The organism is Pseudomonas sp. MWU12-2319 (assembly GCF_023242525.1).
GTDB classification, from domain to species: Bacteria; Pseudomonadota; Gammaproteobacteria; order Pseudomonadales; family Pseudomonadaceae; genus Aquipseudomonas; species Aquipseudomonas gingeri_D.
The window spans coordinates 302,232-313,565 of sequence record NZ_JALJES010000007.1; the positions used below are offsets into that span (position 1 = coordinate 302,232).

Genomic DNA, 11,334 nt, shown 5'->3' on the forward strand with positions numbered 1-11,334 from the left:
CTATGGACCTGACGACTCAACACTTTATTGCGCTTGCACCGCTGCTGATCACCAGTCTCACCGTTGTCGTGGTGATGCTGGCGATCGCCTGGCGCCGCAACCACTCACAGACCTTCCTGCTCTCGGTGGCCGGTCTCAACCTGGCGCTGCTGTCGATCATCCCGGCGCTGAAAGTCGCGCCACTGGCGGTGACAGCGCTGATCCAGATCGACGACTTCGCCTGCCTGTACATGGCACTGATCCTGGTCGCCACCCTGGCCTGCGTCACCCTGGCCCATGCCTATCTGGGCGATGGCGGCGACGGCTACCCGGGCAACCGTGAAGAACTTTACCTGCTGATCCTGATGGCCGCCGCCGGCGGTCTGGTCCTGGTCAGCGCGCAGCACCTGGCCAGCCTGTTTATCGGCCTGGAACTGCTCTCGGTACCGGTCTACGGCCTGGTGGCCTACGCCTTCTTCAACAAGCGTTCGCTGGAAGCCGGCATCAAGTACATGGTGCTGTCGGCGGCGGGTTCGGCCTTCCTGCTGTTCGGTATGGCCCTGCTCTACGCTGAAGCCGGCACCCTGAGCTTCACCGGTATCGGTCACGCCCTGGCGGCCACCGGCCTGCCAAGCCCGATTGCCCAACTGGGCCTGGGCATGATGCTGGTCGGCCTGGCGTTCAAGCTGTCGCTGGTGCCATTCCACCTGTGGACCCCGGACGTTTACGAAGGCGCCCCTGCGCCGGTGGCGGCATTCCTTGCCACCGCCAGCAAGGTCGCCGTGTTCGCGGTGATGATCCGTCTGTTCCAGATCTCTCCGGTGGCCAGCAGTGGCGTCCTGAGCAATGTGCTGGCGGTGATCGCCATCGCGTCGATCCTGATCGGTAACCTGCTGGCGCTGACCCAGAACAACCTCAAGCGTCTGCTGGGTTATTCGTCCATTGCCCACTTCGGCTACCTGCTGATCGCCCTGGTGGCGAGCAAGGGCATGGCCATGGAAGCCATGGGCGTGTACCTAGTCACCTACGTGATCACCAGCCTCGGCGCCTTCGGCGTGATCACCCTGATGTCCTCGCCTTACAAGGGCCGTGACGCGGATGCCCTGTACGAATACCGCGGCCTGTTCTGGCGCCGTCCGTACCTGACCGCCGTACTGACCGTGATGATGCTGTCCCTGGCCGGTATCCCGCTGACCGCCGGCTTTATCGGCAAGTTCTACATCATCGCGACCGGTGTCGAGTCCCATCACTGGTGGCTGATCGGTTCGCTGGTGCTGGGCAGCGCCATCGGCGTGTTCTACTACCTGCGCGTGATGGTCACCCTGTACCTGATCGAACCGAACCTGCGTCGTGTCGATGCCCAGCTGCACTGGGAACAGCGCGCGGGCGGCGTGATGCTGCTGGCGATCGCGGTACTGGCCTTCTTCCTCGGCCTGTACCCGCAACCGCTGCTGGAACTGGTGCAACACGCGGTACTGGCGAGCTAAGCAGTCGCCGGCTGTACCCGACACCCCGCCCGAGGCAACTCCGGCGGGGTGTTTTGTTTCTACTTCCCTTGTAGGAGCGAGCTTGCTCGCGATGGTAGTCCAGGCACCGCTGGGTATCAGGTGCCCCGCGTTATCGTTGACGCCCATCGCGAGCAAGCTCGCTCCTACAGTAGACCTGGATCAATACCGCGCACGGTCCGATGACTTAGTCTCGCGACCTTTTGCGAACGATCCGACCATGGCCCTCCCCTCCCCCGAACTGCTGGCGCCCGCCGGCACCCTGAAGAACATGCGCTACGCCTTCGCCTATGGCGCCGATGCGGTCTACGCCGGCCAACCGCGCTACAGCCTGCGGGTGCGCAACAACGAATTCGACCACGCCAACCTGGCCCTCGGCATCCAGGAAGCCCAGGCCCAGGGCAAGCGCTTCTACGTGGTGGTGAACATCGCCCCGCACAATGCCAAGCTCAAGACCTTTCTCAAGGACCTGGCGCCGGTGATCGCCATGGCGCCCGATGCGCTGATCATGTCCGACCCTGGCCTGATCATGCTGGTGCGCGAGCATTTCCCGCAGATGCCGATTCATCTGTCGGTGCAGGCCAATACGGTGAACTGGGCCAGCGTGCGGTTCTGGCAACAGCTGGGGCTGAGCCGGATCATCCTCTCCCGGGAGCTGTCCCTGGAGGAGATCGGCGAGATCCGCGAGCAGGTGCCGGATATGGAGCTGGAGGTGTTCGTCCACGGGGCGCTGTGCATGGCCTATTCCGGGCGCTGCCTGCTCTCCGGGTACATGAACCGTCGCGACGCCAACCAGGGCAGTTGCACCAATGCCTGCCGCTGGCAGTACAAGGCGCAGCCGGCGGCGGAAAACCTGCTGGGCGAGATTGTCCAGGCGTTCGATCCGGTCGAACCGACCCTGGGCCTCGGGGCGCCGACCGAGCAGGTGTTCCTGCTCCAGGAGGCCCAGCGACCGGATGAGTCGATGCCGGCCTTCGAGGACGAGCACGGCACCTACATCATGAACGCTAAGGACCTGCGCGCCGTGCAGCATGTCGAGCGGCTGACCCGCATGGGCGTGCATTCGCTGAAGATCGAAGGCCGGACCAAATCGCATTTCTACTGTGCGCGAACGACCCAGGTCTATCGTCGGGCGATTGACGACGCGGTGGCCGGGCGAGCGTTTGATCGCAGCCTGATGCATGACCTCGAGTCATTGGCCCAGCGCGGGTATACCGAGGGTTTTCTGCGTCGGCATGTGCATGACGAGTATCAGAACTACCAGCACGGCAGTTCGGTCTCGGAACGCCAGCAGTTTGTCGGGGAGCTGACGGGGGAGCGTCGTGAGGGGTTGGCACAGGTCAAGGTGAAGAATCGGTTTGGGCTCGGTGATCATCTGGAACTGATGACGCCCGAGGGCAATCTGCATTTTGATCTGGATGAGCTGCACAACGAGCGTGGCGAGCGGATCACGGTGGCACCCGGGGATGGGCACACGGTGTACCTGCCGGTTCCGGAGGGTGTGGAGTTGCGGTTTGGGTTGTTGATGCGGGATGTCACGACTGGCGAACAATAAACTGTAGATAGCGAGCAGCCCTGATACCACCCGGTTAAAGCCAAACACGGTCCCTGTGGGAGCGGTGCTTGCCCGCGAGCTGTTGGCGGCCTCCAGGGCACCTTCGCGGGCAAGCACCGCTCCCACAGTATCTGTGCCGTACGCAGGAATTGCGTCAAACACAAAACTGTAGGGCCCGGCCTCCTAGATCCGGAACTGTCCTACCAACTTGCCCAGGTTCCGTCCCAATTCCGCCAGGCTGCGGGAGGTCTGGGCGCTGCGCTGGGTCTCATCCGCCACGCTGTCCACCGCCGAGGCGATCTGGTGCACGCTGCGGTTGATCTCCTCGGCCACCGAGGTCTGCTCGTCGGCGGCGCTGGCGATCTGCGCGTTCATCGTATTGATGGTGCCGATCAACTGCGCCATGGTATCCAGCGACACACCCGCCTCGTTGGCCCGGTCCGAAGTACCGTCACCGGCCTCGCTGGAACGACGCATGGCCTCCACCGCCACCTGCGTCCCCGTTTGCAGACGATCGATCATGCCCTGGATTTCCTGGGTGCTTTGCTGGGTCCGGCTGGCCAGCGCCCGCACTTCATCGGCCACCACCGCAAAACCACGCCCCGCCTCACCCGCTCGCGCGGCCTCGATGGCCGCGTTGAGGGCCAACAGGTTGGTCTGCTCGGCAATGGAACGAATCACCCCGAGCACGCTGACAATCGAGGTCACATCCTGCTGCAGGCTGTCCAGGGTGGTGCCGCTGTGGCGGATATCCTTCACCAGTGCATGGATCTGCTGGATGCTGCCGTCGACCACGCGCTTGGCGGTCTTGCCCTCGGCGTCGGTCTGCTGCGCGGCGACCGCCGCCCCTTGCGCGCCACGTGCCACTTCCTGGGCCGCCGAGGACATCTGGTTGATCGCGGTGGCCACCTGGTCGGTTTCGTGGCGTTGACGCTCCATCGCCTGCTCCGAGCGCTGGGTCTGCTCACTGACCTGGGCCACCAGCGTGGTCAATTGCACGGTCATTTCGCTGATCTGCCGCACCAGGCCATGGATCTTGTCGACAAAGCGATTGAAGGAACCGGCCAACTGCCCCAGTTCATCCTCGCTGGTGACCTCCAGGCGCCGGGTCAGATCACCCTCCCCGGCGGCAATATCGTCCAGGCTGAGTTTCATCAGCAGCAACGGCCGCAGAATACCATTGCCCATCAATACCCCGATCACCGCAATCACCAGCAGCACCACCAGCGCAATCCCGAAGATACTCAGGATCACCCCTTCCATCCGCTGGTGGACCTTGGCCTCCACCTCCGCCACCTGGATCTCGATATTGTCGAGGTTGACGAAGGTACCGATGGCCATATCCCACTTGGGCAGGAACTCGGTGTAGGCGATCTTGGGCACCAGCACCTGTTCGTTGGTGGCCAGCGACGCGCTGTATCTCAGGTAATGGCTACCGTCCTTGGCCACCCGGACCAGCTCGCGGGTGAAGTAGACGCCATTCGGGTCGCGGGCATCGTTGAAGTTCTTGCCGATGCCATCCGGGTTATCGCTCTTGAACACTCGGACGATCTGCGAATCGGTGCCGAAAAAGTAACCGTCCTTGCCATACTTGATACTCGACAGCAGCTTCACCGCCTGGGCCCTGGCCACCATGTCGCCCTGGGCTGACGCATCGTAGAGTGGCTTGATCGCGGTGATCGCCAGGTTGACGTAATTCTGCAAGGTCACCTTGGCTTCCGAGAGCAAGCGCTGACGGGTTTCCTCCACTTCATCCTTGGCCTGGTTCTGCAGGATCCACACCATGGTCAGGCTGATCACCAGGGCGCAGAGTAATACCGGCAGTACCGCGAGGGACACGACTTTGGTCTTCAGACTCAGGCGCATATTGGTTCTCTCTTATGGAGTGGAGTTGCGGTCCGGCTTGCAGACTCGGAATGTCACAACCGGCGAACAATACACTGTGGCGAACGGGCAAACCCTGACGCCACGCAGTTAAAGCCGAACACGGACCCTGTAGGGCCGGATTGTTAGATCCGGAACTGCCCCACCAGCTTGCCCAGGCGCTGTCCCAGCTCCGCCAGGCTGCGGGAGGTCTGGGCGCTGCGCTGGGTTTCATCCGCCACGCTGTCCACCGCCGAAGCGATCTGGTGCACGCTGCGGTTGATCTCTTCGGCCACCGAGGTCTGCTCGTCGGCCGCGCTGGCGATCTGTGCGTTCATTGCATTGATGGTGCCGATCAACTGCGCCATGGTATCCAGCGACGCCCCGGCCTCGTTGGCCCGGTCCGAGGTGCCGTCACCGGCCTCGCTGGAACGACGCATGGCCTCCACCGCCACCTGCGTCCCCGTTTGCAGCCGGTCGATCATGCCCTGGATTTCCTGGGTGCTCTGCTGGGTCCTGCTGGCCAGCGCCCGTACCTCATCGGCCACCACCGCAAAACCACGTCCCGCCTCGCCGGCCCGCGCGGCCTCGATGGCCGCGTTGAGGGCCAGCAGGTTAGTCTGTTCGGCAATGGAGCGAATCACCCCGAGCACGCTGACAATCGAGGTCACGTCCTGCTGCAGGCTGTCCAGGGTGGTGCCGCTGTGGCGAATATCCTTCACCAGTGCATGGATCTGCTGGATGCTGCCATCGACCACACGCTTGGCGGTTTTGCCCTCGGCATCGGTCTGCTGCGCGGCGACCGCCGCCCCTTGCGCGCCACGAGCCACTTCCTGGGCTGCCGAGGACATCTGGTTGATGGCCGTGGCCACCTGGTCGGTTTCGTGGCGTTGACGCTCCATCGCCTGCTCCGAACGCTGGGCCTGGTCGCTGACCTGGGACACCAGCGTGGTCAGTTGCACGGTCATTTCGCTGATCTGCCGCACCAGCCCATGGATCTTGTCGACAAAGCGGTTGAAGGAACCGGCCAACTGCCCCAGTTCGTCCTGGCTGGTGACCGCCAGGCGCCGCGTCAAGTCACCCTCACCGGCCGCGATATCGTCCAGGCTGAGCTTCATCAGTTGCAACGGGCGCAAAATGGTATTGGCCACCAGTACTCCGAGGACCGCGATCACCAGCAGCACCACCAGAGTGATCCCGAGAATGCTCAGAATCACGCCCTCCAGGCGCTGATGGACCTTGGCCTCCACCTCGGCGACCTGGGCCTCGAGGCCATCGAGATTAACGAAGGTGCCGATGGCTATGTCCCACTTGGGCAGGAATTCGGTGTAACCGATCTTGGGTACCAGCACCTGGTCGTTGGTGGCCAACGACGCGCTGTATTTCAGGTAATGGGTACCGTCCTTGGCGACCTGGACCAGGTCACGGTTGACGTACACGCCATTCGGGTCGCGAGCATCCTTGAAACTCTTGCCGACGCCATCCGGGTTGTCACTCTTGAACACCCGCACGACCTGCGAGTCATAGCCGAAAAAATAACCGTCCTTGCCATACTTGATGCTCGACAGCAGCTTTACCGCCTGGGCCCTGGCCGCCATGTCGCCCGGGGCCGAAGCATCGTAGAGCGGCTTGATCGCGGTCATCACCTGGGTGACGTAATTCTGCAACGTCGTCTTGGACTCCGACAGCAAGCGCTGACGGGTTTCCTCCACCTCATCCCTGGCCTGATTCTGCAACATCCATACCGTGGTCAGACTGATCACCAGTGCGCAGAGCAATACCGGCAACACTGCGAGGGACACGACTTTGGCCTTCAGGCTCAGACCCATGATGGTTCTCTCTTATAGGAATAGACGGTCTAACGGGTTAACGGCTTGGGACGAGCAAAGTTGAGCATAGTGGCTATTGATACACGCAAATGACGCACTACGGATATCAGCCAATTACCGGTTGACGTTATTCTCCCTCCGCGCCGACTCCTGGCACCCGTGAAACGGCCACGACTTGCTCGATAACATTATATTTTTCAGTGATATAGAGATTATCTGAAGGTTTTTTATTTATTTTTTATTGAGCAATTAAATAAATAAAAAAACTTCACATCGTATGAAGCACAGCTCGGAGGCCGGGCCTAGCGGCGTGGCACGTCGACCGTTACCGACAGCCCGCCCAGCGGGCTGCTCGACAAACGCAGATCGCCGCCCCAGGCCTCGACGACATCGCGCACGATCCCCAGGCCCAATCCATGCCCGCGGGTCTGTTCATCCAGGCGGGTACCGCGGCTGAAGACTTCCGCCCTGCTCTGCGCCGGAATACCCGGACCATCATCCTCGATCTCCAGGCGATAACCCGCCGACACTTCGACAATACTCAGGCGCACCTGCGCATCGGCCCACTTGCAGGCGTTGTCCAGCAGGTTGCCGAGCAGTTCCAGCAGGTCCTCTCGATCCCAGGGCAGCTGCAAGCCGGGTGCGACCTCATGCTCCAGGCTCAGGTGCTCGCCATGGATCATGCGCAGAGTCGAGAACAGCGCCGGCAACTCCGCATCGCAATCGAAGACCGCGCCAGACAAGGTGTCTCCCGCCAGTCGGGCACGCCCCAGTTCCCGTTCCAGGCGTTGCCGAATCTGCTCCAGTTGCTCACGCAAGGTCTGGCGCAGCAGAGGATGGGCTTCCAATTCGGCGCTGGAGGTCAGGCTCAGCATGACCGCCAGCGGGGTCTTCAGCGCATGACCGAGATTACCCAGGGCGTTGCGCGAACGCTTGAGGCTGCCCTCGGTGTGGGCCAGCAGGCGATTGATCTGCGACACCAGCGGTTCCAGTTCCACCGGCACCTGGGTATCGAGTTGCGAACGTTGGCCTTGTTGCAGCTGGGCAATCTGCTTGCGGGCGTTCTCCAGCGGACGCAGGGCCCGGCGCACGGTGACCCGCTGCAACAACAGAATCGCGATCAGCGCCGCCAGGCCGATGCCCAGGCCGATACGCTGCATCAGCTGGAAACTGCGGCGGACCGGGGTGTAGTCCTGGGCCACGCTGATACTGATCGATTGCCCCAGCCGCCGATAGTCCGAACGCAGCACCAGCAACATCTGCCCTTCCGGCCCCAGTTGCAGGTTGGCGTGCAGCCCGGCCTTTTCGACGATGGGCAGTTCCTGATCCCAGAGTGAACGCGAACGCCAGTATTGATCGGCGAAATCGATCCGAAAGTAGTGCCCGGAAAAAGGCCGCTGATAGGCTGGCGACAAACGTCGCTCATCCAGCCTCAGCCCCTGAGGGGTGCGTACCAGCGCCACCAGCAGGCTCTCACTGTCGGCATGCAGGCCGTCTTCCAGATAGCGCTGCAGGCCCAGCTCGAACAGCCAGAGGCTGGTCGGCGCCACCACCAGTCCGGCGACGAGCAAGACACTGACCAGCCCCAGGCTCAAACGGCGCTGAATCGACTTCACCGGGCCGCGCCACCAAAGCGATAACCCTGGCCGCGACGGGTTTCGATCACCCCGCGCCCGAGCTTGCGCCGCAGGTGATTGACGTGGACCTCCAGCACATTGGAGTCGCGCTCGGTTTCGCCGTCGTAGAGATGCTCGGCCAGATGGCTTTTCGAGAGAATCTGTTCCGGGTGCAGCATGAAGTAACGCAACAACCTGAACTCGGCCGCCGTGAGCTGGACATCGCCACCCTCGCGGCTGACGCATTGGCGGCCTTCGTCCAGGTGCAGGCCGGCGGCCTTCAGGGTCGGCTGGTTGGCCTGGCCGCGAGCCCGGCGCAATAACGACTGGACCCGCAACTGCAACTCCTGCGGGTGAAACGGCTTGGTCAGGTAATCGTCGGCACCGGCCTTGAGCCCCTCGATACGTTCGGCCCAGGAACCCCGTGCGGTGAGGATCAGTACCGGCACCGCCAGGCTGTCGGCACGCCATTGGTGCAACACCTCAAGCCCCGGCAAGCCCGGCAGACCGAGATCGAGAATGATCAGGTCATAGGGCTCCACCGCGCCCTGGAAGAGCGCATCGCGCCCATCGGCCAACCAGTCGACGGCATAGCCCTGGCGGGTCAGGCTGGCCAATAGCTCGTCCGCCAGGGGCACATGGTCTTCCACCAACAACAACCGCATCAATCGTCTTCCTTGTCTTTTAATAAACGACCACTGCTGGCATCCAGCTCGATATCCCGAACGACACCGGCACGGGTCAGCAGCTCGACGTCATAGACATAGACGTCCTGCCGGCTCAGCAGTTCGGCTGCCAGCAGCTTTGCCCCGGGGTAATGGTTCAGGGCCTGCTGCAGCAGTTGCTCCAGCGGCATGATGACGCCCTGGCTACGCAGGCGCAGGGCTTCGTCCTGGTCCAGGTTATTGGCCGAAACCGTTGAGCAAAAGATCGCGAGCGCGAGCAGGGTGCAAGCGTGCAGATTCAATGTCATTAACTGTCCTGATGATCCTTGGGAACCTGCCCGCCGATGGCGTCCGATTCAACCTCCCACTCAACTCCCTGAGCGTCGCGCAGTTCTATCCGATAAGTGAAGTCGCCATCTTGCCTGTTCCGCTCAGCCTTGGCTGATCCGTCAGCTTCCCAGGGTAGACACGGCAACTTAATCGAAACTGAATTTTTCAGAGCCTTATCAGCCCAGGCACTGTCTTGGGCGGAACAAGCGCCCGCGAAGCCGGCGAGCGCCCTTATAATCACTGCCCCGGTAGAACGAGGCCTGTATGACCGCCATCCATATCAAGTTTCCCGCCTTGACCCTCAAGGCCGGCAAGCGGACCCTGCAACGCATTCGCGAACAGGGCTTGAAAGCCGCCGATGTCGGCACCTTGCCCGGCGCGGCCGGCGGTCCCAAGGCCCTCGGTATCCAGGGGCTGGACCTGGCCCTGTTCGGTGAGTGGCTGCCGGCCAGCCCGCGGGAACGCTCGCTGATCGGCGCCTCTATCGGCGCCTGGCGCTTCGCCAGTGCCTGCCTGCCGAATGCCGCCGAGGGCATCACGCGGTTGGGCCAGCTCTACAATGAGCAGAGCTTCGCCAAGGGCGTGACCATGGCCCAGGTCAGCGAGAGCTGCCGGCGCATGCTCCATGACCTGCTCGATGGTCGCGACGCATCGATCCTGACCAACCACCATTACCGCCTGAACGTGGTGATAGTGAAGAGCCATGGCCTGCTCGCCCATGATCATCGGGGGCGCCTGGGGCTTGGGCTGTCGTCGGTGATCGCCGACAACCTGGTCAAGCGCTCACGCCTGTCACGGCATTTCGAGAGGGTCATCCTGCATGATCCGCGACTGGCCCCTCCCCTGCAGGCGCTCACTGATTTTCCGTCACGCTGCCTGCCCCTGGCCGCCGACAATCTGCGCCAGGGCTTGCTGGCGTCCGGTTCCATTCCGATGGTGATGGAAGGCGTGCGCGATATCGCCGGGGTCGGTGCCGGTACCTACCGCGATGGCGGGCTGCTGGACTATCACCTGGACCTGCCCTACAGTGGCGATGATGTGGTGCTGTATCCGCATTTCACCGACAAGGTCATCCCCGGCTGGTTCGACAAGACCCTGCCCTGGCGCCGGGGCAACCCGGACAGGTTGCAGGACGTGCTGCTGATCGCCCCCTCGCGGGAATACCTGGCCCACCTGCCCCACGGCAAGCTGCCCGACCGTAACGACTTCAAGCGTTATATGGGCGACGATAAGGGCCGCCAGGCCTATTGGCGCAAGGCGATGGAGCAGAGCCGACGGCTGGGCGACGAGTTTCTCGAACTGGTCGACAATGGCCGCCTGGGTGAACGCCTGTTGGCGCTTTGAGGCGATTGCCGCCGCGCAAGCTGTTAAACTGCCGGCCTGCATTTATCGGCTGCGCGCTGGCCACCTTCAGAGCTGACATTACCGTGGAAATCTTCAAAGAATTTACGTTCGAATCCGCCCATAAACTGCCCCACGTGCCGGACGGGCATAAATGCGGCCGCCTGCATGGTCACTCGTTCAAGGTGGCGATTCATCTGAGCGGCGATATGGACCCGCATACCGGCTGGATCCGTGACTTCTCGGAGATCAAGGCGATCTTCAAGCCGCTGTATGAGCGCCTGGACCACAACTACCTGAATGATATTCCCGGCCTTGAGAACCCCACCAGCGAGAACCTGGCGAAGTGGATCTGGCAGGAGTTGAAGCCGTTGCTGCCCGAGCTGTCGGCGATTCGCATCCACGAGACCTGCACCAGTGGCTGTATCTATCGCGGAGAATAAAGCCCGCTTATAAAAACCACCTGTGCAGGTGGTTTTTTTATGTCTGGGATTTGAGTCCCGCAGCGCCTGAACCGACGCCATCGCCGGCAAGCCGGCTTGTGGGAGCTGGCTTGCCGGCGAAGAGGCCCTAAAGCCATGCACCCAACATTTCAACGCCCCAAAAACAAAACCCCAACTGCTTTCGCAATTGGGGTTTCGGAATTTAATC

General features: G+C 62.2%; 9 protein-coding genes. 4 read left to right on the top strand and 5 right to left on the bottom strand.

All coding sequences use genetic code 11. The features are described from left to right. The first annotated feature begins 2 nt into the window (after positions 1-2). Both nuoN and yegQ read left to right on the top strand, forming a co-directional pair. Positions 3-1,466: an NADH-quinone oxidoreductase subunit NuoN gene (gene nuoN, locus M5C01_RS14640; RefSeq protein WP_103495044.1), complete on the top strand. Its 1,464-nt coding sequence runs from the start codon at positions 3-5 to the stop codon at positions 1,464-1,466. A gap of 238 nt (positions 1,467-1,704) precedes the next feature. Then, positions 1,705-3,039 (top strand): tRNA 5-hydroxyuridine modification protein YegQ, encoded by a 1,335-nt coding sequence (gene yegQ, locus M5C01_RS14645; protein WP_152739818.1) that lies wholly within the window; start codon positions 1,705-1,707, stop codon positions 3,037-3,039. A 183-nt stretch (positions 3,040-3,222) separates the two neighbouring features. Here the strand turns inward: yegQ and M5C01_RS14650 are convergent, their stop codons facing one another. From M5C01_RS14650 to M5C01_RS14670, 5 genes are all read right to left on the bottom strand, one after another. Next, positions 3,223-4,905, bottom strand: a complete 1,683-nt coding sequence (locus tag M5C01_RS14650; RefSeq protein WP_152739817.1) for a methyl-accepting chemotaxis protein — start codon at positions 4,903-4,905, stop codon at positions 3,223-3,225. A 143-nt stretch (positions 4,906-5,048) separates the two neighbouring features. Further along, positions 5,049-6,731: a methyl-accepting chemotaxis protein gene (locus M5C01_RS14655; protein WP_152739816.1), complete on the bottom strand. Its 1,683-nt coding sequence runs from the start codon at positions 6,729-6,731 to the stop codon at positions 5,049-5,051. Positions 6,732-7,033: 302 nt separating this feature from the next. Next, a complete protein-coding gene (locus M5C01_RS14660) occupies positions 7,034-8,347 on the bottom strand; it encodes an ATP-binding protein (protein ID WP_178129871.1) in 1,314 nt (437 codons plus the stop codon). Further along, entirely contained in the window at positions 8,344-9,012 is a 669-nt protein-coding gene (locus tag M5C01_RS14665) for a response regulator transcription factor (protein WP_103499625.1), read from the bottom strand. Before M5C01_RS14665 ends, M5C01_RS14660 begins: the two co-directional genes overlap by 4 nt. After that, complete coding sequence (locus M5C01_RS14670) at positions 9,012-9,320, bottom strand: PepSY domain-containing protein (RefSeq protein WP_103499624.1); 309 nt, start codon at positions 9,318-9,320, stop codon at positions 9,012-9,014. The genes M5C01_RS14665 and M5C01_RS14670 overlap by 1 nt, the downstream gene beginning before the upstream one ends. Before the next feature lie 286 nt (positions 9,321-9,606). Between M5C01_RS14670 and M5C01_RS14675 the strand changes: the two genes are divergently transcribed. Next, the gene (locus M5C01_RS14675) at positions 9,607-10,686 is read left to right on the top strand and encodes a hypothetical protein (RefSeq protein WP_103499623.1); all 1,080 of its coding nucleotides are present in this window, start codon (positions 9,607-9,609) and stop codon (positions 10,684-10,686) included. Between the two features lie 83 nt (positions 10,687-10,769). Next, the gene (gene queD, locus M5C01_RS14680; RefSeq protein ID WP_100940057.1) at positions 10,770-11,126 is read left to right on the top strand and encodes a 6-carboxytetrahydropterin synthase QueD; all 357 of its coding nucleotides are present in this window, start codon (positions 10,770-10,772) and stop codon (positions 11,124-11,126) included. The last annotated feature ends 208 nt before the right edge of the window (positions 11,127-11,334 follow it).